The sequence below is a fragment of the Caenimonas sp. SL110 genome, assembly GCF_001044395.1.
GTDB lineage: Bacteria > Pseudomonadota > Gammaproteobacteria > Burkholderiales > Burkholderiaceae_C > Ramlibacter.
Map to the genome: position 1 here is coordinate 14,525 of NZ_JANU01000001.1, position 26,127 is coordinate 40,651.

The 26,127-nt window shown below is 63.1% G+C and carries 21 protein-coding genes and 1 other RNA gene; 4 read left to right on the forward strand and 18 right to left on the reverse strand.

Annotation, left to right across the window (positions count from 1 at the left end; translation table 11 throughout):
* Nucleotides 1-14: 14 nt before the first annotated feature.
* The 11 genes from AQ12_RS00060 to gyrA form a co-directional block, all read right to left on the reverse strand.
* A complete protein-coding gene (locus AQ12_RS00060; protein ID WP_048437805.1) occupies nt 15-386 on the reverse strand; it encodes a helix-hairpin-helix domain-containing protein in 372 nt (123 codons plus the stop codon).
* Between the two features lie 123 nt (nt 387-509).
* Complete coding sequence (gene rfaD / locus AQ12_RS00065) at nt 510-1,511, reverse strand: ADP-glyceromanno-heptose 6-epimerase (protein ID WP_048437806.1); 1,002 nt, start codon at nt 1,509-1,511, stop codon at nt 510-512.
* A 76-nt stretch (nt 1,512-1,587) separates the two neighbouring features.
* Complete coding sequence (gene rfaE1 / locus AQ12_RS00070) at nt 1,588-2,517, reverse strand: D-glycero-beta-D-manno-heptose-7-phosphate kinase (protein WP_053076461.1); 930 nt, start codon at nt 2,515-2,517, stop codon at nt 1,588-1,590.
* Nucleotides 2,514-3,647, reverse strand: coding sequence for a lipopolysaccharide assembly protein LapB (gene lapB / locus AQ12_RS00075; RefSeq protein WP_048437807.1), 1,134 nt, complete (start codon nt 3,645-3,647; stop codon nt 2,514-2,516). Before lapB ends, rfaE1 begins: the two co-directional genes overlap by 4 nt.
* A complete protein-coding gene (locus tag AQ12_RS00080) occupies nt 3,637-3,924 on the reverse strand; it encodes a lipopolysaccharide assembly LapA domain-containing protein (RefSeq protein WP_048437808.1) in 288 nt (95 codons plus the stop codon). Before AQ12_RS00080 ends, lapB begins: the two co-directional genes overlap by 11 nt.
* A gap of 101 nt (nt 3,925-4,025) precedes the next feature.
* Entirely contained in the window at nt 4,026-4,328 is a 303-nt protein-coding gene (locus AQ12_RS00085; protein WP_048437809.1) for an integration host factor subunit beta, read from the reverse strand.
* 91 nt (nt 4,329-4,419) lie between these two features.
* A complete protein-coding gene (rpsA, locus tag AQ12_RS00090; RefSeq protein WP_048437810.1) occupies nt 4,420-6,111 on the reverse strand; it encodes a 30S ribosomal protein S1 in 1,692 nt (563 codons plus the stop codon).
* Between the two features lie 113 nt (nt 6,112-6,224).
* On the reverse strand, nt 6,225-8,237 hold the full coding sequence (locus tag AQ12_RS00095) for a bifunctional 3-phosphoshikimate 1-carboxyvinyltransferase/cytidylate kinase (RefSeq protein WP_048437811.1): 2,013 nt from the start codon (nt 8,235-8,237) through the stop codon (nt 6,225-6,227).
* On the reverse strand, nt 8,237-9,112 hold the full coding sequence (locus AQ12_RS00100; RefSeq protein ID WP_048437812.1) for a prephenate dehydrogenase/arogenate dehydrogenase family protein: 876 nt from the start codon (nt 9,110-9,112) through the stop codon (nt 8,237-8,239). The genes AQ12_RS00095 and AQ12_RS00100 overlap by 1 nt, the downstream gene beginning before the upstream one ends.
* Nucleotides 9,113-9,125: 13 nt before the next feature.
* Complete coding sequence (pheA, locus tag AQ12_RS00105; RefSeq protein ID WP_048437813.1) at nt 9,126-10,211, reverse strand: prephenate dehydratase; 1,086 nt, start codon at nt 10,209-10,211, stop codon at nt 9,126-9,128.
* Nucleotides 10,208-12,856 carry a DNA gyrase subunit A gene (gene gyrA, locus AQ12_RS00110; protein WP_048437814.1) on the reverse strand — a complete coding sequence of 883 codons (2,649 nt, stop codon included), beginning with the start codon at nt 12,854-12,856 and terminating at the stop codon, nt 10,208-10,210. Before gyrA ends, pheA begins: the two co-directional genes overlap by 4 nt.
* A 244-nt stretch (nt 12,857-13,100) precedes the next feature.
* Here gyrA and ompA point away from each other — a divergent pair, with 244 nt between their 5' ends.
* From ompA to ssrA, 4 genes are all read left to right on the forward strand, one after another.
* A complete protein-coding gene (gene ompA / locus AQ12_RS00115) occupies nt 13,101-13,778 on the forward strand; it encodes an outer membrane protein OmpA (protein ID WP_048437815.1) in 678 nt (225 codons plus the stop codon).
* 128 nt (nt 13,779-13,906) lie between these two features.
* On the forward strand, nt 13,907-14,617 hold the full coding sequence (gene ubiG, locus AQ12_RS00120; protein ID WP_048437816.1) for a bifunctional 2-polyprenyl-6-hydroxyphenol methylase/3-demethylubiquinol 3-O-methyltransferase UbiG: 711 nt from the start codon (nt 13,907-13,909) through the stop codon (nt 14,615-14,617).
* Nucleotides 14,617-15,276: an HAD family hydrolase gene (locus AQ12_RS00125; RefSeq protein ID WP_048437817.1), complete on the forward strand. Its 660-nt coding sequence runs from the start codon at nt 14,617-14,619 to the stop codon at nt 15,274-15,276. Before ubiG ends, AQ12_RS00125 begins: the two co-directional genes overlap by 1 nt.
* Before the next feature lie 27 nt (nt 15,277-15,303).
* Nucleotides 15,304-15,720, forward strand: a transfer-messenger RNA (tmRNA) gene (ssrA, locus tag AQ12_RS22330).
* A 58-nt stretch (nt 15,721-15,778) separates the two neighbouring features.
* On the opposite strand, the gene AQ12_RS00130 is transcribed toward ssrA, so the two are convergent.
* The 7 genes from AQ12_RS00130 to AQ12_RS00160 form a co-directional block, all read right to left on the reverse strand.
* Nucleotides 15,779-16,120, reverse strand: a complete 342-nt coding sequence (locus tag AQ12_RS00130) for a cytochrome C (RefSeq protein ID WP_161798962.1) — start codon at nt 16,118-16,120, stop codon at nt 15,779-15,781.
* Between the two features lie 77 nt (nt 16,121-16,197).
* Nucleotides 16,198-18,027, reverse strand: coding sequence for a hypothetical protein (locus tag AQ12_RS00135; RefSeq protein WP_048437818.1), 1,830 nt, complete (start codon nt 18,025-18,027; stop codon nt 16,198-16,200).
* A gap of 6 nt (nt 18,028-18,033) precedes the next feature.
* Nucleotides 18,034-19,401, reverse strand: a complete 1,368-nt coding sequence (locus AQ12_RS00140; protein ID WP_048437819.1) for an FAD-binding oxidoreductase — start codon at nt 19,399-19,401, stop codon at nt 18,034-18,036.
* Entirely contained in the window at nt 19,401-20,579 is a 1,179-nt protein-coding gene (locus AQ12_RS00145) for an FAD-binding oxidoreductase (protein WP_048437820.1), read from the reverse strand. Before AQ12_RS00145 ends, AQ12_RS00140 begins: the two co-directional genes overlap by 1 nt.
* A 13-nt stretch (nt 20,580-20,592) precedes the next feature.
* Nucleotides 20,593-21,597 carry an Ldh family oxidoreductase gene (locus AQ12_RS00150; protein ID WP_048437821.1) on the reverse strand — a complete coding sequence of 335 codons (1,005 nt, stop codon included), beginning with the start codon at nt 21,595-21,597 and terminating at the stop codon, nt 20,593-20,595.
* Complete coding sequence (locus AQ12_RS00155) at nt 21,597-24,665, reverse strand: FAD-binding and (Fe-S)-binding domain-containing protein (RefSeq protein WP_048437822.1); 3,069 nt, start codon at nt 24,663-24,665, stop codon at nt 21,597-21,599. The genes AQ12_RS00150 and AQ12_RS00155 overlap by 1 nt, the downstream gene beginning before the upstream one ends.
* A 14-nt stretch (nt 24,666-24,679) precedes the next feature.
* Nucleotides 24,680-26,125 carry an aldehyde dehydrogenase family protein gene (locus AQ12_RS00160; RefSeq protein ID WP_048437823.1) on the reverse strand — a complete coding sequence of 482 codons (1,446 nt, stop codon included), beginning with the start codon at nt 26,123-26,125 and terminating at the stop codon, nt 24,680-24,682.
* Between the last annotated feature and the right edge of the window lie 2 nt (nt 26,126-26,127).

Genomic DNA, 26,127 nt, shown 5'->3' on the forward strand with positions numbered 1-26,127 from the left:
GTTACTTCTTCGCCTTACTTCTTGGCCACTTCTGACTTGGCGACCTCAGACTTTGCTTCTTTCTTGTCTTCCTTTTTCGGGAAACGGCTGGGGGCCTTGGCGTCGGTGGTGGCGCCGGTAGGCTTGAAGCTCGCGCCGCTCACGGTCATGCCTTCGGCCGAGAGCTTGATCGCGCGGGCTTCGCCGATGCCCTTCATGCGATCGATGAAGTCTTCCCAGCTCTTGAACTCGCCCTTCTTGCGCTCGTTCATGATCATCTTGGTGGTGGATGGGCCGACGCCTTTGATACCGTCAAGCTCGGCTTCGGTGGCCCGGTTGACGTCGACAGCAGCGAATGCCAGGGTGGCGCACAGCGTGACCACAAGAGCCAAAAACTTCTTGAACATTTGATTTCTCCTCGTTGGATTGAACCCGGTACAGCGCCCCCTTGGCACCGACTCGGATATGAACTAACGAGGCAATCTTATTTGCCAGATGAAGTGTTTGGTAGTAATTATTTCACCGCAGCGCTATGACGCAATCAGCGCATTCATGTACTGCCGCACACCGGTTTGCACGTCTGCAAATTGATGGTCACAACCGGCAGCGCGCAAGGCGGTGAGGTCGGCCTGCGTGTAGCTCTGGTACTTGCCTTTCAAGGCCTCGGGGAATGCAAGGTATTCGATCAGGCCCTGTGCGACTGCAAGGCTTGTGTTGTGCGGCGCGCTCGTTCCAGCGTGCAAGGCACCGACCACAGCGGTTGCGACGTCGTTGAAGGGCTGCGCCCGGCCCGTTCCCAGATTGAAGAGGCCCGATTTTTCGGGGTGGTCCAGGAACCAGAGGTTCACTGCCACGACGTCGTCGATATAGACAAAGTCGCGCATCTGTTGTCCGTCACCGTATCCGTCATAGCCACCAAAGAGTTTGACTTTGCCCTCGGCGCGAAACTGGTTGAACTGGTGGAAGGCGACGCTCGCCATGCGTCCCTTGTGCTGCTCGCGTGGGCCGTAGACGTTGAAGTAGCGAAAGCCCACGAGTTGCGACCTGGCCTTGCTGAAATCCATGCCGCATTCGCGGCGCATGCGCTGGTCGAACAGCAGCTTTGAGTAGCCGTAGACGTTGAGCGGCAGCTCGCACTCAGGCGATTCCCTGAACGTGTCGGAGCCACCGTACGTCGCCGCTGACGATGCGTAGATCAGGCGTGAGCCGCGTTCCTGGCATGCGTTGAAAAGACCGCAGGACAAGGTGTAGTTGTTGTCCATCATGTACTTGCCGTCGGTCTCCATCGTGTCGCTGCACGCGCCTTCGTGGAAGACCGCTTCGACCTTGCCGAAGTAGCCGTCTGCGAACAGGTCGTAGAAGAGGTCGGCATCGACGTAGTCGGCGATCTTCAGGTCCGCGAGGTTGCGAAACTTGTCGCCCTGGGTCAGGTCATCGACGCAGATGATGTCGTCGATGCCGCGGGCGTTCAGGCCCTTGACGATGTTGCTGCCGATGAAGCCGGCGGCACCCGTCACGACTATGCGTGTCATGTCGCCCCCACGCCCGGTTGCACCGGGCTGCCCCCCGAGGGGGCTTTCGCTTGCTTGAAGCGGTTCTGCGCTGCGCTCATTCGAAAAGCTCCTCGTAAGAGACGGTGGCGGTCCCGAACTTGCCCACCACGATGCCGCCCGCCTTGTTTGCCAGCGGCATGGCATCGCGCAGGCTCATGCCGGAGGCGACCAGTGCAGCAAGCGTCGCGATCACGGTGTCGCCTGCGCCGGTCACGTCGAAGACCTCGCGCGCCTGCGCCGTCACATGCAGCTCGCCGTGGGCATCGAAAAGTGTCATGCCCTCTTCGCTGCGGGTGACGAGCAGCGCTGCCATGTGCAGTGATTCGCGCAGGTTCTGCGCCTTGGTCCGCAATTGATCTTCGGTGTGCCAGGCGCCCACGACTTGCTGCAGTTCGGCCCGGTTGGGTGTGATCACCGATGCGCCGCTGTAGCGCGAATAGTCGGACCCTTTCGGGTCGATCAGCACCATCTTGTTCTGGGCGCGTGCCTTGGCGATCATCGTGCCGATGTGCGCAAGCCCGCCCTTGCCATAGTCGGAGAAAAGCACGGTATCGTGCGCTGGCGCGAGTTCGGCGAAGGCTTCATTTTGCGAAGCGAGCGTCTCGTGATCGGGCTCGTTTTCGAAGTCCAGCCTGAGCAGCTGTTGCTGCCGGCCGATGATGCGCAGCTTCACTGTTGTCTTGAGCCCAGGGTCGCGCTTGAGGTGACCCGCAATGCCTGCGCCGCGCAGCAGCGACTCCAGGCGATTACCGGGTTCATCGTCGCCGACGACGCCCAGGAAGCTCGCCTGGGCACCCAGCGTGACGATGTTGTAGGCCACGTTGGCGGCAGCGCCGATACGCTCTTCTTCGCGCGTGACCCGCACGACGGGCACCGGCGCCTCAGGCGAGATTCGATCGACGGCGCCGTGCCAGTAACGGTCGAGCATCGCATCGCCCACCACCAGCACGCGGGCTTTCGCCAGTTCCTGTTTGCTCGGGTTCATAACTCTTCCACCCGCCTTGCGGGGTAGCTGTCCCAGGCCTGACAGCCGGGGCATTGCCAGAAATGCTGTTTCGCCTCGAAGCCGCAGGCCGCGCAGCGATATCGCCGCAAGGGCTTGACGGCGTGTTCCAGCGCGTTTTGCACGGATGCATGGGTCGTCTCGTCTTCCAGCTTCTCGCCCGCAAGCCACCTGGTTGCGGCGACAAGGGAAGGTTCGCGTTCCAGGTGCTTGACGTACCAGTTGCGCGCGATCGCCGGATCGGGCTCGAGTGCCACGATGCCCTCCAGCACGTCGATGGAAGGCGAGAGTTCATAGCTGGCCAGAAGGATCTGCGTCGCCTTGTCCGACTGCGCTGATGCGAGGGCCGCATCCGTCAACGGCCGTGCGACCAGTGGGATGGAGGCGGGCACGGACTGCGCCAGGTCTGCCAGCGTTTCAAACGCGAGTGCCGATTCACCAGCGCGGCGCTGCAATGCGGCAAGATCCATGCGAGGGCGTGCAACGTCAGGCGCAATCGTCATCGCTTCGCGCAAGAGCTCCACGGCTTCCTCGGGGGCGGCGCTGGAGGCTTGCTCGCACAGGTAATGCGCCAGCCGGCCGTTGAAGTTGCCGTGGCCCGACGCATCGAGCTTCCTGGCGGTGACCGAGGCGTTGCTCCAGTCCCGGGTTCGCTCATAGATCGACAGCAAGGCAAGCAGCGCCTGGCTCTCGTACGCGGTGCCTTCGAGTTTGCGCAGCGCCTCTTCGGCGCGGTCGAGCAGGCCCGCCTTGAGGAAGTCGAGCGCCAGCGCGTGCTGTGCGCGATGCCTCTCGGCGCGGCTCAGGTCGCCGCGCGACAACAGATGCTCATGCACCCGCACCGCGCGCTCGTACTCGCCGCGGCGGCGAAACAGGTTGCCCAGTGCGAAGTGCAGCTCGGACGTGTCCGGATCGTTCTGGACGGCCTCGATGAAGGCATCGATGGCCTGGTCCTGCTGTTCGTTCAGCAGGAAATTCAGGCCCCTGAAATACGCCTTGGGCGCGAGCCGGTTTTCAATGCGCAACTGGCGCAGGTCCAGGCGCGAAGCCAGCCATCCCAGAACGAACGCAATTGGCAGGCCCCACAGGACCCAGCTCAGGTCAAAGTCCATGGTGCGGCGTCGTGCCCAGTTGGGGTTGTGCGTCTGGTGCGGGGTGGGCTGCTACGGCACGGCGTGCCGCGACCCGGTGTTTCCACCAGCGGGGCACCATGCCCAGGGCGCCGACGGCGAGGCCGGCTGCAAACGCAGCCAGTACCACCAGGACCAGCGGCGCTTTCCAGTAGGTGCCAAAGAAGAAATGCACCATCGCCTCCTGCTGGTTATTCAGCGCGAATGCGAAGAGGGCAAAAAAAATGGCTGCCTTGAGCAGCCATGTCAGGTATTTCATCGAGCTCCTCGATATGACGCCAATGACTTAGGCTTTGCCGTCAATGACCGGCCTGCGGCCCAGATTCTGTCATTTTGTCATCGACACGCGAAGCTGAGAACTCATTTCGTCGTCATCGCCTTCGTGCGCTCATCCACCGCTTCGCGCAGGGCCTTGCCCGGCTTGAAATGGGGGACGCGCTTTTCAGGGATATGGACGCTTTCGCCAGAACGGGGATTGCGGCCCATGCGGGGTGGACGCCTGTTGATGGAGAAACTTCCGAACCCACGAATCTCGATCCGGTGGCCGCGCACCAGTGCGTCGCCCATCGCGTCAAGAATGGTCTTGACGGCGTATTCGGCATCACGATGCGTGAGCTGGCCGAAACGTGCGGCCAGTTCTTCGACGAGGTCGGATCGGGTCATTTTTAGCCAGTTGGGGACAGAGCACACGGCCGGTCTGCGCCGGCCCGCGTGGTCTGCCCCGCAAGGTCACACGATGTGCTGCCCGTCAGACTTACTGCTTGTCTTGCGGGTTGTCCAGCTTGGCACGCAGGAGTGCGCCCAGGCTGGTCGTGCCGGCGTTTTCACGCGACGATTGCTGGCTCAGGTTGGCCATCTGGCCTTGCTCGTCAGCCATGTCCTTGGCCTTGACCGACAACTGGATGTTGCGGGTCTTGCGGTCGATGTTGACGACCACGGCATTGACTTCGTCGCCTTCCTTGAGCACGTTGCGGGCATCTTCGACGCGGTCGCGCGAGATTTCCGAAGCACGCAGGTAGCCGATGATGTCCTGGCCCAGGTCGATTTCGGCGCCCTTGGGGTCCACCGTCTTGACCTTGCCCGAAACAGCCGAGCCCTTGTCGTGGATCGACACGAACGTGGTGAACGGGTCTGCATCCAGCTGCTTGATGCCCAGGCTGATGCGTTCGCGGTCGACGTCCACTGCCAGCACGAGCGCTTCGACTTCCTGGCCCTTCTTGTAGTTGCGAACAGCGGCTTCGCCGGTTTCGTTCCACGAGAGGTCAGACAGGTGTACCAGGCCGTCGATGCCGGCAGCCAGGCCCACGAACACGCCGAAGTCGGTGATCGACTTGATCGGGCCCTTGACGCGGTCGCCACGCTTGGTGTTTTGCGCGAACTCTTGCCATGGGTTGGCCTTGCACTGCTTCATGCCCAGGCTGATGCGGCGCTTGTCTTCGTCGATTTCCAGGACCATGACTTCGACTTCGTCGCCGAGCGAAACGATCTTGGACGGAGCGACGTTCTTGTTGGTCCAGTCCATTTCGGAAACGTGCACCAGGCCTTCGATGCCGGGCTCGAGTTCCACGAATGCGCCGTAGTCGGCGATGTTGGTGATCTTGCCGAACATGCGCGTGCCCTGCGGGTAGCGGCGGTTGACGCCCATCCACGGGTCGTCGCCCATTTGCTTGAGGCCCAGCGAGACACGGTTCTTTTCGGTGTCGAACTTGAGGATCTTGGCGGTGATTTCCTGGCCGGCCTGAACGACTTCGCTCGGGTGGCGGACACGGCGCCAGGCCATGTCGGTGATATGCAGCAGGCCGTCGATGCCGCCGAGGTCAACGAACGCACCGTATTCGGTGATGTTCTTGACGACGCCGCGAACAACGGAGCCTTCCTTCAGGGTTTCCATCAGCTTGGCGCGCTCTTCGCCCATCGACGCTTCGACGACGGCGCGGCGACTCAGCACCACGTTGTTGCGCTTGCGGTCGAGCTTGATGACCTTGAATTCCATGGTCTTGTTCTCGTAGGGAGACAAGTCCTTGATGGGGCGGGTGTCGATGAGCGAGCCGGGCAGGAATGCGCGGATGCCGTTGACCAGGACGGTGAGGCCGCCCTTGACCTTGCCGGAGGTGGTGCCGGTGACGAATTCGCCGGATTCCAGGGCCTTTTCGAGGCTCATCCACGAGGCGAGGCGCTTGGCCTTGTCGCGCGAGAGGATGGTGTCGCCGTAGCCGTTTTCGATGGCGTCGATGGCCACCGAGACGAAGTCGCCTACCTGGACTTCGACTTCGCCCTTGTCGTTCTTGAATTCTTCGATTGGCACATACGCTTCGGACTTGAGACCGGCGTTGACGACAACGAAGCTGTGTTCGATGCGAACCACTTCAGCGGTGATGACTTCACCGGTGCGCATTTCGGAGCGCTGCAGCGATTCTTCAAAGAGGGCGGCAAAAGATTCTGACATTGAGTTTGTTTGCGGCTTGCGCCACGGGTTGAGTTTTCGAACCGCACTGCCGGTGCGCTGAGCATCTCGGAGGATGCGCTGACGCGCGAGAGGAGCAATGAGGGCCTGTTCAGCTACCTGGCAAGGCCAAATGGCTGTTTTTCCTCCCACCACTGGAGCACCTGGCCAACCGACTCGTCGACGGTTTGGCTTGAGTTATCCAGGAGGAGGGCGTCTTGTGCGGGCTTGAGGGGCGCGGTGACGCGATTGATGTCGCGTGAGTCGCGCGCTTCCAGGTCAGCGCGAAGAACGTCGATTGTAGTGGGAATTCCCTTTGAAATCAATTGCTTATGCCGCCGTTCGGCGCGCTGCGAAGCGCTGGCTGTGAGGTACACCTTCAGGGGCGCATCCGGGAAGATGACGGTGCCCATGTCGCGCCCGTCCGCCACAAGTCCAGGATGGCGCCTGAAGCTCTGCTGCAGGGCAACCAGGGCCGTGCGCACTGCCGGGAGCGCGGACACTTTCGACGCGTTCATCCCGCCTTCTTCGCTGCGGATGGCGTCGGTCACGTCGAGCTGGTCGAGCATGACGCGGCCGCCGATGAACTGCACCGGCAGCCTTTCGGCCATGTGGGCGATGGTGTGTTCGTGAGCGATGTCCAGTTCGAGCCCTGCACGGCGGGCAGCGAACGCGGTGACCCGATAGAGAGCCCCGGAGTCGAGGTAGTGATAGCCGAGTCGGTGAGCGACTTCTGACGCGAGCGTGCCTTTGCCTGAGGCCGTCGGACCGTCAACGCAGATCACCGGAACATGCTGCGGCGTCGTCTGCACGATCGAAAACATCGCTTCAAAGTAATCCGGGAATGTCTTCGCGACGCATTTCGGATCTTCGATCCGGACGTGGACCCCGGCTGGGTTGAACGCTGCGAGCGAAAAGCACATCGCGATGCGATGGTCGTCGTAGGTATGGATGCTCGCGGGCTTCCAGTTCGCTGGCGGCGTGACGCTGATGAAGTCATCGCCAACGACGACCTGCGCGCCCAGCTTGCCAAGCTCGGCTGCCATCGCCGCGAGCCGGTCCGTTTCCTTCACGCGCCAGCTTGCGATGTTGCGAAGGGTGGTCGTGCCATTCGCATAGAGCGCCATCACGGCGAGCGTCATGGCTGCATCGGGGATGTGATTGCAATCCAGGTCGATGGCCTTCAAGGGCCATGCGCCGCGTGACACTTCCAGCGAGTTGGGAGAGCCACTGACAACAGCGCCCATGGCCCGCGCTGCGTCGATGAAGCGGATGTCGCCCTGGATGGAGTTTTCGCCGACGCCCAGGATTCGCACGCTGCGGCCTTCTTCGGGACGGGCAGCGATGGCACCGAGCGCGATGAAGTAGCTTGCAGACGACGCATCGGCTTCGACGTGAATGGTGCCTGGCGACTGGTAACGGCTTGCGGCGGGAATGGTGAAGCGCTGCCAGCCGTCGCGCTGCACGCGCACACCAAATTGCTCCAGCAGGCGCAGCGTGATTTCGACGTAAGGGCGCGAGATCAGCTCGCCGACGACCTCGATCGTCACATCTGAACCTTCGCCCTTGCCGGCGACCAGCGGCAGCGCCAGTAAAAGCGCGGTGAGGAACTGGCTGGAGACATCGCCCCGCACCCTGATCGGCCCGTCGAGCTTCACGGATGGCTTGCCGATGCGCAGCGGCGGATAGCCCTCGGTCCCCAGGTAATCGATCTGGCAACCCATGCCACGCAGCGCATCGACCAGGTCGCCAATCGGGCGCTCGTGCATTCGCGCGACGCCGCTCAATTCGAAATCCCCACCGACCAGTGCCAATGCGGCGGTGAGGGGGCGCATGGCCGTGCCTGCATTGCCCAGGAACAGCCGCGCGTGCGCTGCAGGATCGCGTCCGCCGAAGCCCGTGATTTCGACATCGCTGCCGGCATGACGCACGCAGCACCCCAGCGCGCGCAGCGCGTCGAGCATCACGCGGGTGTCGTCGGAGTCGAGCACGTCCTGCACGAGCGTGGAGCCGCTGCTCAGGGCGGCCAGAAGCAGCACGCGGTTGGAGATGCTCTTGGATCCCGGCAGCAGCACCTCGCCCGATGCGCTGTCCAGGGGCGGAAGGTCCAGGAATGGGATATCGAACATCAGGAGGGCTTTTTGGAGCCCATGCGCCATTGCGCGCGCGTGTCGCTGGCATGGGCGATCAGCGTTTCGATGGCCTCGCTATTGCCGGTCTCGATCATCTGCTCCATGGTCTGGAGCGCCTGCCTGAACAGCTGCGTCTGCGCGAGCAATTCGTGGCGGTTCGCCAGCAGAATGTCGCGCCACATCTTGGGGTCGCTCGCGGCAATCCGCGTGAAATCGCGAAATCCGGGGCCTGCCAGCGAGAGGTAATCCTTGCCGTGGGGCTGTCCGACGATGGCGTTCATCAGCGCGAACGCGATGAGGTGAGGGAGGTGGCTCACGGCCGCATAGGCGGAGTCGTGCTCTTCGGGCTGCATGCGCAGCACCGTACAGCCCAGGCCCTCCCACACGCGGACAGCCTTTTGCAAATGCTGTGGATTGGTCTTGTCGATCGGGGTCAGGATCACCTGCTTGCCGGTGTAGAGATCGGCATCTGCGTTCTCGACACCCGAGGTCTCGCTGCCTGCGATAGGGTGGCAGGGCACGAACGAGCCGATGTGGTCGCGCAGCACGCGGCGCGCCGAATCGATGACATCGCGCTTGGTCGAGCCGACGTCCATGATCAGCATGTCGTTCGTCACGAGGTGCTTGATGGCCTTGAGCGTCGCTTCCGTGGCGGAAACCGGCACCGCGAGCAGCACGATATCGGCGCCCGAAACGGCCAGCAACGCGGATGGCGCCTCGACGTCGATCACCCCCATCGCGCGCGCACGCTCGGTGGTGGAGGGCGACTTGCTGTAACCCACGACGCGCTTCACCAGCCCCGCGCGCTTGAGCGCCAGGGCGAATGAGCCTCCCATGAGTCCGCAACCGATCAGGCCGAGTTGTTCAAACATCTTTAATAATTTCTCAGTCGCCGACCGGGTAGGTACCCAGTACTTTGTAGAACGCGCAGAGCGAACGCAGGTCGGCCAGCGCGGCCGCCACATGTGGCTGCGAAGGGTGGCCCTGCACATCGATGTAGAAGTAGTACTCCCACTGACCCGAGCGAGCGGGGCGTGACTCGAACCGCGTCATCGAAACGCCATGCTTCTTGAGCGGCACCAGGATGTCATGCACGGCTCCCGGCTTGTTGGGAACGGAGACAACCAGGCTCACGCAGTCGGAGCCGGACGCCTGCGGTGCCTCCAGGGTTTGTGGCAGGCACACGACCGCAAAGCGCGTGCGATTGAAGGCATCGTCCTGTATGGCGTGCGCTGCAACGTGCAGCCCGAACGCGCTTGCTGCTCGCTCGCTGGCAATGCCGGCCCATGCAGGATTGGTCGCGGCGAGCCGGGCGCCTTCGGCATTGCTTGAAACCGCGCGCCGCTCCGCATTTGGCAGATGCTTGTTGAGCCAGCCCTGGCACTGCGCGAGTGCTTGTGGATGCGCGAGAACCACTTCGATCCCATCGGTCGACGGGCTCAGGCGCAGCAGGTGGTGCCGCACGAGCAGACTGATCTCGCCGACGATGTGCAAAGGGGAGTGCAGCAGCAGGTCGAGCGACCGCGTGACAACGCCTTCGCTATTGTTTTCCACCGGGACGACGCCAAAGTCGGCTGTGCCTGAAGTTGCCGCCTGGAACACTTCATCGAAGTTCACGCACGGAACGTGATGGATGCTGGAGCCAAAAAACTTGATCGCGGCTTCTTCGCTGAAGGTGCCGGCAGGGCCGAGGTAGGCCACGCGTTGCGGGGCTTCAAGCGCACGGCAAGCCGACATGATCTCGCGCCAGATCGTCGCGACGTTGGCGTCTTTCAGCGGCCCGGGGTTGGCGGCCTGCAGCCCATTGATGACCTGGGCCTCGCGGTCGGGGCGAAAGACCTGCGAGCCTTCCCTGCGCTTGAGCTCGCCGACCTCGTTGGCGAGTTCGGCGCGGCGGTTCAATGCGGCCAGCAGTTCCCGGTCGACCGCGTCGATCGCGGTTCGCAGCTGCCCGAGATCTCTCTGGCTCATTCTTCGGTGCCGCCAGCTGTGTCTTCGCCGGCCGGCGGAAGCTCTTCGCCTTCCGCCGCTTGCGCATCGTTTTCAACAATGCGTTGCAGGCCGCTCAGCTTGGAGCCCTCATCGAGCCCAATCAGAGTGACGCCCTGCGTCGCACGGCCCAGCTCACGAATCTCGCTCACGCGGGTGCGGACAAGAACGCCCTTGTCGGTGATCAGCATGATTTCGTCGTCGGTGTGGACCAGCGTTGCTGCCACGACCTTGCCGTTGCGCTCGCTTTGCTGGATCGCAATCATTCCCTTGGTGCCGCGACCGTGACGTGTGTACTCGGCGATCGGCGTGCGCTTGCCGTAGCCGTTGACGGTGGCTGTGAGAACGCTTTGCTGCTCGTCCTCGGCCACCAGCATCGCAATCACGCTTTGTCCCGGGTCGAGCGCCATGCCGCGGACGCCGCGCGCCGCACGGCCCAGCGGCCGAACATCGTCCTCGTCGAAGCGCACAGCTTTTCCGCCGTCTGAAAACAGCATCACGTCGTGTTTTCCGTCGGTGAGCGCTGCGCCGATCAGGTAGTCGCCGTCGTCCAGGTTGACGGCAATGATGCCGCCCTTGCGCGGGTTGTTGAATTCGTCGAGCGCGGTCTTCTTGACCGTGCCCATGCTCGTTGCCATGAACACGAAGTGGTCCGCCGGGAACGTGCGGTTCTCGCCCGTCAGCGGCAGCACGACGTTGACCTTTTCACCTTCTTGCAGCGGGAACATGTTGACAATGGGACGTCCACGCGAACCGCGTGAGCCCGCGGGCACTTCCCAGACCTTGAGCCAATACATGCGCCCTCGGTTGGAAAAGCACAGGATCCAGTCGTGCGTGTTGGCAATGAAGAGCTGGTCCACCCAGTCGTCTTCCTTGGTGGATGTCGCCTGCTTGCCGCGGCCGCCGCGCTTTTGCGCGCGGTATTCCGACAGGGGCTGGCTCTTGATATATCCGGAATGCGAAAGCGTCACCACCATGTCAGTAGGTGTGATCAGGTCTTCGGTCGCCAGGTCCTGGGCGTTGTGCTCGATCACGCTGCGTCGAGCGCCCAGCTTGGTCTGGCCGAACTCATTGCGAATTGCAGTGAGTTCGTCGCTGATGATGGTGGATACGCGCGCGGGCCGTGCAAGGATGTCGAGCAGGTCCTCGATCTCGGCCATCACTTCCTTGTACTCGGCGACGATCTTGTCCTGTTCCAGGCCCGTGAGGCGCTGCAGGCGCATCTGCAGGATTTCCTGGGCCTGCGTATCCGACAGGCGATACAGGCCGCCGTCCTGCATGCCGAACTCACGGTCAAGCCCATCGGGACGGTAGTCATCAGCGTTGATCACGCCGCCGTCCTCGCGCGTGCGGGTCAGCATCTCGCGCACCAGCTGGCTGTCCCATGAGCGGGCCATCAGCTCTGCCTTGGCCACCGGCGGCGTTGGTGCGTTGCGAATGATCGCGATGAATTCGTCGATGTTGGCGAGCGCCACGGCAAGGCCTTCGAGCACGTGGCCGCGTTCGCGCGACTTGCGCAGCGTGAAAACCGTGCGGCGCGTCACCACTTCACGGCGATGCTCCAGGAACACCTTGATCAGGTCCTTGAGGTTGCACAGGCGCGGCTGGCCGTCGATGAGCGCAACCATGTTGATGCCGAAGGTGTCCTGCAGCTGGGTCTGCTTGTACAGGTTGTTGAGCACCACCTCGGGTACTTCACCCCGCTTGAGTTCGATGACCAGGCGCATGCCCGACTTGTCGCTCTCGTCCTGGATATGGCTGATGCCTTCGATCTTTTTCTCGTTGACCAGCTCGGCCATGCGTTCCTGCAAGGTCTTCTTGTTCACCTGGTAGGGGAGCTCGTCAACGATGATGGCCTGTCGCTGTCCACGGTCGATGTCTTCGAAGTGGCACTTGGCCCGCATGACCACCTTGCCGCGACCTGTGCGATAGCCGTCCTTCACGCCATTGATGCCGTAGATGATGCCGGCGGTGGGGAAGTCGGGGCCGGGCACGATCTCCATCAGCTCCTCGATGGTCGCTTCGGGGTTGCGCAGCATGTGCAGGCATGCATCGACTACCTCGTTGAGGTTGTGCGGGGGAATATTGGTGGCCATGCCAACGGCGATGCCGCCCGAGCCATTGACCAGCAAATTGGGAAGCTTGCTCGGAAGAACGAGCGGCTCTTTTTCGCTGCCGTCATAGTTGGGTCCGAAATCGACGGTTTCCTTGTCGATGTCGGCAAGCATCTCGTGCGCAATCTTGGACAGGCGGATTTCGGTGTAACGCATCGCCGCCGCGTTGTCGCCGTCGACCGATCCGAAATTGCCCTGGCCATCCACCAGCATGTGGCGCATCGAGAAGTCCTGCGCCAGTCGAACGATGGTGTCGTACACCGACTGGTCGCCGTGCGGGTGGTACTTGCCGATGACGTCGCCAACGATACGCGCGGACTTCTTGTAAGGCCGGTTCCAGTCGTTATTGAGTTCGTGCATCGCGAACAGAACCCGACGGTGCACGGGCTTGAGACCATCGCGTGCATCCGGGAGGGCCCGGCCCACGATCACGCTCATCGCGTAGTCGAGGTAACTGCGCCGCATTTCCTCTTCAAGGCTGACGGGCAGGGTTTCTTTGGCGAATTGGGTCATGCGAGGGGGACTTTTGCGAAGAGGACGCGTGGGCGCGAAGCGGCTGATTTTACGGTGAACCCCGGCATGTAGCTAACTCGCAACATTCAAGGGGTAATCAGGTTTCGTCCTACCCAACCCAACCACGGCCAGCGTTGATTGTGTAAGGACGTGTGGCACAATAAGTTTGACGCTTTTGGTGATGGTCACCTTAATCGTAGTGTTCACGCAGCGCGGCTGCGGCTTTTTCCCCAAGAGGAGAACCATGAAGAAACTGAATAAAGTGGCGCTGATGTTTGCCGTTGCTGCGCTGGCTGGCGCTGCTGGCGCGCAAACTCGCGTGACTGCGGCCAATGGCGGCAACCGTATCGACAACTGGCAAAACGGTTCCGGCGAGCTGGTCTGGAGAAATGGCACCGGCGAATACTGCTGGCGCGATGCTTTCTGGACCCCGGCCACGGCCGCACGCGGCTGCGATGGCGCTCTGGTCGTGGCTGCTCCGGCACCCGCTCCGGTCGCTGCCCCGGTCGTTCGTCCCCCACCGCCTGCTCCGGCTCGTCCTCCTGCAGCGCCAGCCGTAGCCGCCACCAAGGTGACGTACGCTGCTGATGCCTTCTTCGACTTCGACAAGTCTGTGCTCAAGCCTGAAGGCAAGGCCAAGCTTGACGACCTGGTCGGCAAGATTCAAGGCATCAACCTGGAAGTCATCATCGCCGTGGGTCACACCGACTCCGTGGGCTCCGATGCTTACAACCAGTCGCTGTCGGTTCGTCGCGCTGAGTCCGTCAAGGCTTACCTCGTGACCAAGGGCATCGAAAAGAACCGCGTGTACACCGAAGGCAAGGGCGAGAAGCAGCCTGTCGCGGACAACAAGACCAGCGAAGGCCGTGCGAAGAATCGTCGCGTGGAAATCGAAGTGGTCGGCACCCGCGCCAATCGCTAAGAGGCCAAGCCTCCTTGAGAAAAGCCCCGCTCCGCGGGGCTTTTCTTTTTCAGCCGCTTGCGGGGCTTTTCTCTTTCTGTCACCAATCGCCCCGCTTGCGGGGCTTTTTCTTTGGGACAATCGCCCCCATGACCGAGACTGTTGTAAACGCCGACCCTGCCGAACTGGCCAAGTTTTCCGACCTGGCCCATCGCTGGTGGGATACCGAAAGCGAGTTCCGACCGCTTCACCAGATAAACCCTGTGCGGCTGGACTGGATCCAGTCCCATGCCCCGCTTAAGGGCAAACGAGTGCTCGATGTGGGTTGTGGCGGGGGAATTCTTGCGGATGCGATGGCGCGCAAAGGCGCGCAGGTGTTGGGTATCGACCTTGCTGCCAAAGCTCTGAAGGTCGCGCAGTTGCATGCGCTTGAAGCTGCGACTCCTGATGTGCAGTACCGGGAAATCAGCGTCGAATCATTGGCGCAGGAGCAGCCCGGGTCTTTCGATGTCGTCACCTGCATGGAGATGCTCGAGCATGTCCCCGACCCCTCGTCAGTGGTTCGCGCCTGCAGTTCGTTGGTCAAACCAGGAGGCTGGGTGTTCTTTTCAACGATCAATCGCAACGCGAAGTCCTTCATGTTCGCGATCGTCGGCGCCGAGTACATGCTCAACCTGTTGCCCCGCGGCACGCATGAATACCTCAAGTTCATACGCCCCAGTGAGCTCGCTTCGCATTGCCGCGCGAGCGGCCTTGAACTCGTGCATACCCGCGGCATGGAGTACAACCCGCTGACCCGTCGGTATTGGCTCTCGGACAATACGGGCGTCAATTACCTGATCGCCACCCGGAAGCCGTGATGTTCAATGATGTAAGGGCCGTACTGTTCGATCTGGACGGCACACTCATCGACAGTGCCCCCGATCTGGGAGCCGCTGCAGACAAGATGCGCGTGGATCGCGGCTTGGCCTCGCTCCCGTTCGAGCACTATCGTCCCATGGCTGGCGCGGGCGCGCGGGGCATGCTCGGGATCGCATTCGGTATGGGTACCGATCATCCCGACTACCCGGTGATGCGCGAGGAGTTCTTCAAGAACTATGAGAGTTGCATGACGCAACGCACGTCGGTCTTCAACGGCGTGCCGGAGCTGATCGAACAATTGCTGGGTCGAGGATTGGCATGGGGTGTTGTCACCAACAAGTCGATGCGATTTGCCGGGCCCCTGACCAAAGGCATGAATTTGTTTGCGACGGCCAAGGCTGTCGTGGGCGGGGACACCACCCCGTATGCAAAACCGCATCCGGCTCCCTTGTTCGAAGCTGCCCGGCTGCTGCGCATTGAGCCCATCAAGTGCATCTACGTCGGCGATGACGAGCGAGACGTTGCGGCGGGCAGGGCGGCGAGCATGGGAACTGTTGCGGCGACCTACGGATACCTCGGAAGTGCCGGCGACACACAGGCCTGGGGCGCAAGCGCACATATAAAGACGCCGCTGGAACTGCTCGCCCTCTTGAAATAGGCGCAAGCGGCGTAAAATGGAAGGCTTGGGGCTGCACCGGTTTCGACGTGGGTTCGGACGCGTGGCAGGGCATGCCGAGGTTTCAGTTCCTCGTTAATCTTCTGAAAAACTAAAGTAACTGCCACAAACAGTCGCTTCGGTGAGCCTGCGAACATGGACCAGTTCCGTGTTCCTGCTTACGCTTAACTAAAACTTAAGCAACCGCTCCGCGCCAATCCGCCGATGGGTTGGGGTCCGAGACGCAAGTCAAAGACTGCGGAGTCATCTACATCGGCTGGTCCTGATCCGGGCGCCTTGGATCAAGACGAGACAATAGGACGCTGGCTGACTGCGTAGCGTGCGACTGCGCGACGCAGAAGGCGAGATCCAAATCAGATCGCTAAGCATGTAGAACTGTACGAAGAAGGCTTGCGGACGCGGGTTCAATTCCCGCCAGCTCCACCACTACCGCCGTCAAAAGCCGCTAACGACATGTCGTTGGCGGCTTTTTTCTTTCCCTGTTTCAATGAAAGGCGACCGACTTGGCCCTGTCCGGCGCCAATCGGTAGACAGTCTTGTTCAGGTGGCGTGCAACCTCTGTCACGTCCTCTTCGCTCCATCGCAGTCCGGCCGTCGCTTGCCAGCGATTCACTTGCGCGCGCAGGCTGGGCCAGTCTCGCACCTGCCTGCCGTCGCGCCAGTGAATTTGCGACGTGTGGCACTCGATGCAATGGTTGTTGTAGAGCAACTCGCCTCGGGTCTCTGATGGGAGCTGCTGTGCCTGCGCCGCCATGACGAACGCCGCGAACACGGCGGCAAGCAGATGACGCGCGAGCGAACGCATTCGAGGTGAGGCAACCAGCATCCAGGCTCCTTGCGCGGTAAACATGAGAATTGCTTATGTCAGCCTAGCTGCGCGCCCGGTCTGGATGTTGACATTCATCAATTGATCGGCAGGCCCGGCCGCTGGAACGCCAGACCATATCGCTGCAGGACCGCGTCGAGCAGCGGTGCGATGTCGTTCCCGGGTGCGATGGCGTCGATGAATTTCGTGCTGCACGACTGCACGACCGAGCGCAGTTGCGGTGACAACGCCTGGAACCCCAACACCAGATCGAGTCGGTCCAGCGGCAGACCTACCCTGTCGAGCGTTCCTGCGGTGACCTCTATTACCAGCGCGTCGCAGCCAGGGTCACAGATGAGTGCCATGACCCGCGCCGGCAAGTCATCGCCTCGCTGACAGCGCTTGTGACCGGCGAGCATCGTGTCCTCGCCGCTCGTCTGCCCCACGGCCAGGCCCTTTGCGGCGAGCAACGCGCAAATGCGCTGCACTACTCCGGCGGGTGCATCGATCAGCAACACGCTCGGGATGCGTCCATCGGAGCCGGCAGGAAACCTGGCGAGCAGGATTTTTTCCGCACGGGAATCGTAGAAGATGCCCGGCGTACCGTTGACTTCGATCACTGCGCACGGCACCTCACGCCACGAGCGGCTGATGTCCGGCGTCATGAAATCGACACCCATCGCATCCATGCGGAAACTCCGGGCGATGGCCTCGGCCATGTGGATGTTGTCCGGATGCGCCAGGTGAGTGACATCGGCAATCGAGCCGCCCTTGGCGATGTTGGCGACGCTGCGCAGGCTGACCACCGTGCCTGCGGGAGGCAGGCTATCGGGCGAGAGACCGTGTTTGCGCAGATGCACGATCACGTCCGGGTCGACCTCCAGTTGCCGCAGCCCATCATCGGTCGCGGCGGGGTCTCGCCTGCGTCGGTGGTTCTCCGCCTCTATCAGTTCGGCGACTGTACGCAGGCCGTCACCGGTCACGCTGGCCGGATAGCGCGCCGCCACCCAGGCCAGCTTGCCGCCAAATACCGCCAGCCGATGGTCGTCGCCAGCAACATGTCGCTCGACGATGACGCCCTGACGCGACGAGGCTGCTGCGTTGGCGAATGCGACGCCGGTTTCCGAGTCGTCCATCACATAGGCAGAAACCCCTTTGCCTTTGCCGCTGGAGATCGGCTTGAGGACCACCGGATAGCCCAGCCGCCGCGCCGCTGCAATGGCCTGCTCCTCGTTCGACGCAACCAAGTGCGTTACACCGGGAAATCCAAGCCGCCGCACGAGCCGGTTCGAAAGGAGTTTGTCGCGCGCCAGGAGCGTGCCGGTCATGGAGTCTGCCTGGCCTGCTGCCGAGAAGAAGTGCGCGCCGGCCGAACCTTGTCCAAAGAGCCAGATGCGCGAATTCTCGGCCACCGGATACACGGGAATCGCACGGCGGCGGGCTATGCGGGCCAGCGTGCGAGCCACCGGTGCGTGTGGAAGTGCCAGCTGCAGCCCCGCTTGCACCTGCCGCAGGCGGGGCGCAAGTCGTTTCAGACTGTCCGTATCCTCAGCGGCACCCAGAAATATCTTCTCGGCGAGATCGATGGCGGTCTGCAAAACCAGCGAGGTGGCCCCGGGATCCGCAAAACCCAGAGCCATTGAACTGGGCCGGCTCGCGGTCCCCGCCTCGATGCGAACAGCCGCGTCCTGCGGCTCATCCGGGTGCTGGAGATGGACGGCGAGCAGGCACGCCAGGCCCTCGAATGCGACGCTATCGGGCGGCTGCGCGGAGCCTTCCCACAAAGGCCTGTCGCTGACCATGCGCCACTGTGCCTGGACAACCGAAGGCGCCAGTTGATGCTGAAAGGGATTGGTGAATTGCGCAATCACCGCAGCAAACGGCGCATGGACGCTGGGTCCGTGAAACACGCGCAAACTGATCTTCATGCGGCACTATAGACACCCGCCGCCCAGCTTCGCGAGTTCCGCCTTCAACACATCATCCTGGTATCGGTCCATGGTCAGCTGCATGGCGTACTGCGGCACTTCCTGCCCAAAAACCCATGCCGCGCACAGCGCACCTGTCGAACAGGCGGCCATTGATCCATAGCCCGACAATGCGCCGGCGATGAAAGCGCCAGGCGTTTTCATCTTGCCGATCAGCGGCCAGTTCTCGTCGGTCATCGTGTAGTAGCCGCCGTAGTGGCGCGCGCCGCGTGGCAGCCTGCCGATGTAGGCAGCGAGCTTGGGGTGCAGGTTGCTCGCGCCGCGCAGCACGGTGTCCGGGAAATGCGGATCGAGCGGGTCTTCGCCGTGCGGGTCCGACGCATCCTTGTTGTAGGCCCAGCCCAGCTTGATCCAGTTGCCATCGACGGGTCCATCGGGCCTGCAATGGATGCTGCCCTGCATCGGGCCGACCAGGCGGCGAGTTTGCGGATCGCTCGCCAGCAGGGCCGCGTCTTCCACGCTCCACGTCAGGCGCTGCTCGTCGAGGTCGATGGTGAAGGGCATCTTGCGATCGATGGCGTGCTCGCGATCCTGGAATGAGATCTTCTGCTGGTAGATGTGCTTGACCGGAATTTCTTCGCCCAGCATGGCGCCGATGTCCTGCAGGTAGGGCCCGGCGGCATTCACGACCACGTCCGCGTGCAGGCTCGAAGTGCCTTCGGCGGTAGCCACCTCCAGCCTGAAGGGTGAACTGCCGCTGATGCCTTTGACTTCGGCGCGAACCACGCGCGCGCCCTCGGCGCGGATTCGCGTGAGCATGTACTGCCCCAGCTGCTGCGCGCTGATGGAGCCCGCGCGGCGAACGTGAATCACCGCGCCGACGTCGCTCGCATAGTACGGAAAGGTCGCGCGGATCAGATCGCGATTGAGCAGCACATCAACGCCGGCAGGGGCCGACTGCCACGGAGCGCGAAGCGGCGGCTCGTAGTCGCAGGAGGCACTCTCGCGGATGCGGATCTGCGCGCTGCCCGCGCCGTAGCCGCGATAGAGATCGTCGATGAGATCCTGCGGCTTGTCACGCCGCGTCACCAGCGCGTAGCCACCGCGCGTCATGTTCAGCATTCCGCCCGATTCGCGATCAATCGCTTCCATCAGGTCTATCGAGTGATCGGTAAATGCAGTCATCACCGGATGCGGCCACCAGTTGCGATAGTTCTCGCCTGACTGCGCCGAGGTCAGGCTCATGGGGTCGCGCGGATCGACGAGCACCACGTTCGTGGCCTTGTGCTGCGTGACCAGGTAATACGCAACGGCGATGCCGACACTACCCGCGCCGATCACGGCGATGCTGGCGTTCCTGTCGATGGTGTTCATCAGATGATTCCTGTTTCGCGATAGGGCTGGTTCTGCTCCACGCGCTCATATCCGAGCCGCGTGAGGTCCAGGGTCTGGTAGGAGCCGTGCACGACCAGCTCTGCGATGGCGCGGCCTGCGGCCGGCGCATGCATCATTCCGTGACCCGAAAATCCGGCGACGACCAGAAGGTTCGCCAGGCCGTTGTTCCAGCGCCCGATCACCGCGTTGCCGTCGAGCTCGCATTCTTCATACAGGCCCGCCCAGGTGCGATGGCACTTCGCGGCCTCCAGCGGTGGGAAACGATGCGCGACCGCGGGCCACACCACGCGTTCGAAGTAGTCGTGGTCCACCTCGAAGTCAAAGCCCCGCTCGGTCGATCCATCCACGAGCCCGCCGGAGAACCCGTTGCCCTCCGACCGGAAGGCGAGCCGCGCGATATCTTTCACATACGGCAGCCGCTCCATCGGCGATGCCGGCGTGAAGTAATGTTCGTATCGTTTCATCGGCGCGATGGGCAGGTTCATGCCGGCCATCGCTGCCACTTGTCCCGACCATGCACCTGCCGCATTGATGAAGGTGTCTGCGGCAATGGTGGAGCCGTCGTCCAGGCGCAAGGCCCTGACCTTCGCAGCATCGACGTCGATGGCGACCACGCGGCCCTTCACGAAGTCCACGCCTTGCGAGGCGGCCTTGCGCCTGAAACCCCACAGCAGGCTGTGCGGATCGCACCAGCCGTCGCGCGGTGAATGCGCGCCCGCGCCGAGGTCTTGCACGTTCATCGACGGAAACTTCGCCTTCAATTCCTGCGGCGTGAGCAGGTTCACTTCGCAGCCCAGCGCGTTCTGCAGCTTCACGTTGCCCGCCAGTGCTTCGACGTGTTCGGGCGGCACGACGAACAGGTAGCCACCCTCTATCCAGCCCACGTCTGGCTGCGCGTCAGCGATCGCCATGTGCTGCGCAAAGGTCTTGATGAACTCGATGCTCGCTTTCGACAGCTCGATGTTCTCGGGGCATGTGAACTGCACGCGGCAGCCGCCCGAAGCGCGAGGCGTGGACGCGAACTCGTAAGTCGGATCAGGCTCGATCACGGCGACGCTCGCGTCCGGTGCCAGGTTGCGGATGAAGTGCGCGGCGCTGCATCCCATCAGGCCGCCGCCGATGATCGCGATATCGAATCTCTTTGTCGGGCTTTGCATGGGGTGATCCGGTTCAGTGAGGGCTTGACTGCAGGAGCTTCATCGCCGCGTCCCCAACCGCGATGCCGCCTGCTTTTGCCTTCGCGCGATTGATGTAGCGGCGATCACCCGGCATGCGCGTGGTGCCGGCGTCTGCCAGCGCGTGCATCAACTGCTCGATGCGATCGGCAAAGTCGCTTGCGCCCGCACGCGACGGGTCGATGAGGATCAGCATCTGCCCCGCATTCGAGGTCACCGCGCCGGGGATGCGGGCGGATTCGTCTTCAAAACCGAAGCGGCTGCCTGTGAGGGCCGCGGCCAGCACCTCCACCAGCAACGCGATGAGAAAACCCTTGTGGGCGCCGAAAGGCAGCAGGGCACCGCCGTCCAGCACGGCAGCCGGGTCCCGGCTGACATGCCCCGACCTGTCCACGCCGGCATCTGGAGGAAGTGTGTGTCCGTTCTTTGCGGCAAGAATCACATCGCCGTGCGCGAGCACGCTCGACGCCTGGTCCCAGACCACCGGATCGCGACCGGCACGAGGCAGTGCAAAGGCCATCGGGTTGGTGCCCAGCACCGCGCGCGATGCGCTCGGCGCAACGATGCGGCTGCGCGATTGAACAAATGCCAGGCACACCAGGCCCTGCACGGCAAACGGCTCCACATCGGGCCACAGGCTGCCGAAGTGATGCGAGTCATGGATGCTGATGGCGCAGATGCCATTGGCACGCGCCTTCGCAATGCCCATGTCCCTGCCGCGCGCCAGCGCGCCTTGCGCGAAGCCGTTGGCCGCGTCGATGCGCACCACCGCGGGCGCCTGGTCTGTCACGATCATCTCGGGAGAGCCCGTGACCCAACCCGATTCCAGCGATGAGACAAAGCCGGGCAGTCGTGCGAGGCCATGACTGAGAGTGCCGTCACGCTCGGCGGCCACGATGGAGCCTGCGACCGCATCGGCGGTGATGCCGTCCACGCCATTGGCGACCAGCAGTCGGCGCACCAGTTGCTGGAGTGCTTCTTCGGACAGATTCACCGGCATCACGATTCTCCTGATATTGGCCTGGGTGCGAGGTGCTCCAGCAGCACTTGCACCGGGTGTCGCAATGTCCGGTCCTGAAGCCGTGCCGCCTGGCTGCGGCACGAGTAGCCCGTTGCAAGAATTTCAGCTGGGGCTGCGCCAGAAGTCGCGGAAAGCAGCGGACCCCAGGACTGCCCGAAGATGATTTTTGAAGTCGCCACGTTGCGCGATTCGTGGCCGTAGGTGCCCGACATGCCGCAGCAACCGCTCTCCATCGGCGTGAGCGTGAGGCCAGCTCTTGCAAACACCGCAGTCCATTGACTCACGCTCGCGGGCACGTTGGTTTTTTCAGTGCAGTGCGCGAGCAGCCTGTACTGCTGCGCGCGCGCGGCATTTTGTTCGGGCATTGCCTGAAGCAGCCACTCCTGCGGCAGCAGCACCTGCGGGCAATCCTGCGCGCTCGCGATCTTGAGATATTCCTGCCGGTACACCAGCGTCATCGCAGGGTCGAGGCCCACCAGCGGAATGCCGCTTGCAGCGAGCGCGCGAAGCAGGGCCGTCTGCCGCTCGGCCGCACGTTCGAACGAATGCAAAAATCCCTGTACATGCAGCGGCTTGCCATTGGGTCGAAACGGCGCGATGTACGCCGTGTGACCCGTGCGCGCGGCAAGCTCCACGAACGCGGCCCAAACAGGCGTTTCGAACCAGCGGGTGAATGCGTCCTGGACCAGGATCACGCTCTTGGCACGTTGCGCCGGCGTGAGCGATGCCAGCAGCTCGGGTGTCGCGGTGCGCACCTGCAGGCGCTGGAGTGTGCGTTCGATATCGAAGCGAGACAGCAGCGGACTGTCGACCATCCCCGCGATGCGGTCGAGCGCCCTGGTCACAACAGGCGCGGACATGATCGCGTTGTACAAGCGCGGCATTCTTGCGAGGTACGGAATCGTGAATTCGAGCGAGCCGATCAGGTAGTCCTTGAGCGGCCTCAGGTAGCGCGCGTGGTACAGCTGCAAAAAGCGCGAGCGGAACTCGGGCACGCTGACCTTCACGGGGCACTGGCCCGCGCAGGACTTGCACGCCAGGCATCCTGCCATGGCCTCATACACCTCGTGCGAGAAATCCGGGCTGGCATCGCGGTGCTGCGACCGCGTATTGCGCCACCGCCCCGGCAAGCCTGTCACGAAGGCGGCGACTCCGCGCGGCGCTGTCATCACATCCGCACCGGCTGCGCCCTGCAGCCGCAGCCACTCGCGCATCAGCGACGCGCGGCCCTTGGGTGAGTGACGCCGCTCGCGCGTGCCTTTCCATGAGGGGCACATCGCGTCATCGGGGTCGAAGTTGTAGCAGGCACCGTTGCCGTTGCAATGCATGGCAGTGCCGAAGCTTTGCCACACACGCTCGTCGATCTGCCGGTCCGAGTCGCCTCGCATCGGCACACCATCGATGCGCAGCAACTGGTCGCCCGGCCTCGATGCGGGCGTGGCGATCTTGCCGGGGTTGAGCTGGTTGTGCGGATCGAACGCAGCTTTCAATTGCTGCAACGCAGGGTAGAGCGGACCAAAAAACTTGGGTACATATTCGGAACGCACGCCCTTGCCATGCTCGCCCCACAGCAGGCCACCGTATTTTTGCGTCAGGTCGGCAACCGCATCGGACACCGTACGAACCAGCGCGGCTTGCGCGGGGTCCTTCAGGTCGAGCGCGGGCCGCACATGCAGCACGCCTGCATCGACGTGTCCGAACATGCCGTAGGCCAGGCCCAGTCCGTCCAGCAGCGCACGGAATTCCGCGATGTACTCGGGCAGGCGCTCCGGCGGCACGGCCGTGTCTTCGACGAAGGGTTGCGGCCGCACTTCGCCCTGCACATTGCCAAGCAGCCCGACAGCACGCTTGCGCATCTGGTAGACACGCTCGACGGCGTCGTGTCCTGCGGCGATGGTGTGACCCAGGCGCTCCACACTCAGGTCGGTTTGCAGGTGCAAGGCAAACGCCTCCACGCGTGCATCCACTTGCGCGATGTCATCGCCACTGAACTCCACCAGGTTGATGCCCAGCGCGGCAGCTTCGCCCTGCGCCTGCGGAAAGTATTCCTTCACCCGTGTCCACACCATGTCCTGCATGGCGAGCTGCAACACGCGCGAGTCCACCGTCTCGATTGACAGGGGGCGATGCGCCATCAGCGCGCGGGCATCGCTCAGGGCATCCATGAAGCTCGCATAGCGCACGTTGACGAGCACCGAGTAGGTGGGGATAGCAAGGACCGCGAGTTCGGCTTCGACGATGAAACCGAGCGAGCCTTCCGCGCCGCACAGCACGCTGTTGAGGTTGAAGCGGCCATCGGGCTCGCGCAGGTGCGCCAGGTCGTAGCCGGTGAGGCATCGGTTGAGTTTTGGAAAGTGCGCCTCGATGAGCGCGCCCTGGGTCTGGGCGATGTCGGCGGCGCAGCGGTAGGCATCACCGATGCGTCCGGGGCGCTGCAGGGCCTCGCGCAGTTCATCTTCTTCAAGCGCAAAGCTTTCGAAGCGCTCGCCGCCCAGCAGCACGCAGTCGAGTGACACCACATGGTCGCGTGTCTTGCCGTAGGTGCAGCTGCCTTGTCCGCTGGCGTCGGTATTGATCATGCCGCCCAGCGTTGCGCGATTGCTGGTCGAAAGCTCCGGCGCGAAGAACAGGCCGTGCGGTTGCAGCGCCTTGTTCAACTGGTCCTTGACGACACCGGTCTGCACCCGCACGCGGCGTGCCCGGGCATCGATGGAAAGGATGCCGTTCATGTGCCGAGAGAGATCGACCACGATGCCGTCGGTGAGCGACTGGCCGTTGGTGCCGGTGCCGCCGCCGCGGGGCGTGAGCACGATGCGTTGCCAGGCGGGTTCTGCGGCCAGTCGTGCGAGCCGCTGTACATCATCGGCATCACGCGGAAACACGACGGCCTGCGGCAGGCGCTGGTAGATCGAGTTGTCGGTTGCGAGCACGACGCGATCGGCGTGCGTGCTGCTGATCTCGCCCGCAAATCCTGCTTTCTCCAGCGCGCGCAGAAAGCCCAGGTAGGTCGACGCGATCGGCTGGGGCGATGCGATGCTGGCGATCATCCTTCAGGGCGCCGTCATGCCTGGGTGTAGGCCGTCTTCACGATGGTGAAGAACTCCTGCGCATAACGGCCCTGCTCGCGTGGGCCGTAGCTGCTGCCCTTGCGGCCGCCGAATGGCACGTGATAGTCCACGCCGGCAGTGGGCAGGTTCACCATGACCATGCCGGCCTGCGAATGACGCTTGAAATGAGTCGCGTACTTCAGGCTGGTGGTGGCGATGCCCGACGAAAGGCCGAACTCGGTGTCGTTGGCGACGGCCAGGGCCTCGTCGTAGTCGCGCACGCGAATGATGCTGGCCACGGGGCCGAACACTTCTTCGCGGTTGATGCGCATGGCCGGGAGGGTGTCGGCAAACAGGGTCGGTTCGACGAAGTAGCCTTCCTTGCCGCTACCCGTGTGGCAGGCGATGCGCTGGCCGCCGGCCACAAGCCGGCCGCCTTCGCTGCGGGCGATGTCAATGTACTTCAGGTCCTGTTCCATCTGCGACCGGCTGGATGCCGGGCCGATGTCGGTTCCGGCAGTCAGCGCATCGCCGACCTTCAGGCTGGCCATGCGCGCAGCCATGGCTGCGATGAAACGGTCATGGATGCCCTCGGTGACGATCAGCCTGCTCGAAGCCGTGCAGCGCTGGCCCGTGGAAAAGAATGCACTCTGCACGCACAGCTCGACTGCCTGCTGCAAGTCCGCGTCGTCCAGCACCACTTGCGGGTTCTTGCCACCCATCTCCAGTTGCACCTTCTTGCCGTGTTCGGCGCACTGCACCGCGATGCGGCGGCCGACTTCCACCGACCCGGTAAAACTCACGGCTGCAATGCCGGGGTGCGTGACAAGCCGGTCGCCGATCACGCTGCCGCGACCCATCACCAGGTTGAAGACGCCCGCCGGGATGCCGCTGCGGTGAATGATCTCTGCCAGTGCCCAGGCCGAGCCGGGCACGAGATCCGCTGGCTTGAACACGACGCAGTTGCCGAATGCGAGTGCCGGTGCGATCTTCCACGCGGGAATCGCGATCGGAAAATTCCACGGCGTGACCAGGCCCACCACACCGATGGGTTCGCGCGTGATCTCCACGCCCACACCGGGCCGCACCGAAGGTAATGTCTCGCCGGACAGGCGCACGCACTCGCCGGCGAAGAAGCGAAAGAGATAGCCGGCGCGAGTCACCTCGCCGATCGCCTCGGGGCGAGTCTTGCCCTCTTCGCGCGCCAGCAGGGCGCCGAGTTCATCGCGTCGCGCGTGGATCTCCATGCCGATCCGGTCGAGCGCATCGGCGCGTGCCTGTATGCCGCCGGTGCTCCAGGCCGGGAATGCAGCCTGCGCGGCAGCGACGGCCGCGTCGAGCTGGGCCACATCGGCCTGCGCGTACTCGCCGACGATGTCCGATGGATCGGATGGATTGGCGTTGACGCTGAAGCGCTCGTTGGGCACCCATTGGCCGGCGATGAGATTTGCGTAGGACATGA

What these genes read in the sequence shown, in the direction of transcription:
- AQ12_RS00155 (WP_048437822.1), bottom strand. Translation starts at nt 24,665, where the DNA reads ATGATCGCCAGCATCGCATCGCCCCAGCCGATCGCGTCGACCTACCTG.
- AQ12_RS00100 (WP_048437812.1), bottom strand. Translation starts at nt 9,112, where the DNA reads ATGTTTGAACAACTCGGCCTGATCGGTTGCGGACTCATGGGAGGCTCA.
- rfaE1 (WP_053076461.1), bottom strand. Translation starts at nt 2,517, where the DNA reads ATGAACCCGAGCAAACAGGAACTGGCGAAAGCCCGCGTGCTGGTGGTG.
- pheA (WP_048437813.1), bottom strand. Translation starts at nt 10,211, where the DNA reads ATGAGCCAGAGAGATCTCGGGCAGCTGCGAACCGCGATCGACGCGGTC.
- AQ12_RS00125 (WP_048437817.1), top strand. Translation starts at nt 14,617, where the DNA reads ATGTTCAATGATGTAAGGGCCGTACTGTTCGATCTGGACGGCACACTC.
- AQ12_RS00060 (WP_048437805.1), bottom strand. Translation starts at nt 386, where the DNA reads ATGTTCAAGAAGTTTTTGGCTCTTGTGGTCACGCTGTGCGCCACCCTG.
- AQ12_RS00160 (WP_048437823.1), bottom strand. Translation starts at nt 26,125, where the DNA reads ATGTCCTACGCAAATCTCATCGCCGGCCAATGGGTGCCCAACGAGCGC.
- rpsA (WP_048437810.1), bottom strand. Translation starts at nt 6,111, where the DNA reads ATGTCAGAATCTTTTGCCGCCCTCTTTGAAGAATCGCTGCAGCGCTCC.
- gyrA (WP_048437814.1), bottom strand. Translation starts at nt 12,856, where the DNA reads ATGACCCAATTCGCCAAAGAAACCCTGCCCGTCAGCCTTGAAGAGGAA.
- rfaD (WP_048437806.1), bottom strand. Translation starts at nt 1,511, where the DNA reads ATGACACGCATAGTCGTGACGGGTGCCGCCGGCTTCATCGGCAGCAAC.
- ubiG (WP_048437816.1), top strand. Translation starts at nt 13,907, where the DNA reads ATGACCGAGACTGTTGTAAACGCCGACCCTGCCGAACTGGCCAAGTTT.
- AQ12_RS00135 (WP_048437818.1), bottom strand. Translation starts at nt 18,027, where the DNA reads ATGAAGATCAGTTTGCGCGTGTTTCACGGACCCAGCGTCCATGCGCCG.
- AQ12_RS00130 (WP_161798962.1), bottom strand. Translation starts at nt 16,120, where the DNA reads ATGCTGGTTGCCTCACCTCGAATGCGTTCGCTCGCGCGTCATCTGCTT.
- AQ12_RS00150 (WP_048437821.1), bottom strand. Translation starts at nt 21,597, where the DNA reads ATGCCGGTGAATCTGTCCGAAGAAGCACTCCAGCAACTGGTGCGCCGA.
- lapB (WP_048437807.1), bottom strand. Translation starts at nt 3,647, where the DNA reads ATGGACTTTGACCTGAGCTGGGTCCTGTGGGGCCTGCCAATTGCGTTC.
- AQ12_RS00140 (WP_048437819.1), bottom strand. Translation starts at nt 19,401, where the DNA reads ATGAACACCATCGACAGGAACGCCAGCATCGCCGTGATCGGCGCGGGT.
- ompA (WP_048437815.1), top strand. Translation starts at nt 13,101, where the DNA reads ATGAAGAAACTGAATAAAGTGGCGCTGATGTTTGCCGTTGCTGCGCTG.
- AQ12_RS00095 (WP_048437811.1), bottom strand. Translation starts at nt 8,237, where the DNA reads ATGTTCGATATCCCATTCCTGGACCTTCCGCCCCTGGACAGCGCATCG.
- AQ12_RS00080 (WP_048437808.1), bottom strand. Translation starts at nt 3,924, where the DNA reads ATGAAATACCTGACATGGCTGCTCAAGGCAGCCATTTTTTTTGCCCTC.
- AQ12_RS00085 (WP_048437809.1), bottom strand. Translation starts at nt 4,328, where the DNA reads ATGACCCGATCCGACCTCGTCGAAGAACTGGCCGCACGTTTCGGCCAG.
- AQ12_RS00145 (WP_048437820.1), bottom strand. Translation starts at nt 20,579, where the DNA reads ATGCAAAGCCCGACAAAGAGATTCGATATCGCGATCATCGGCGGCGGC.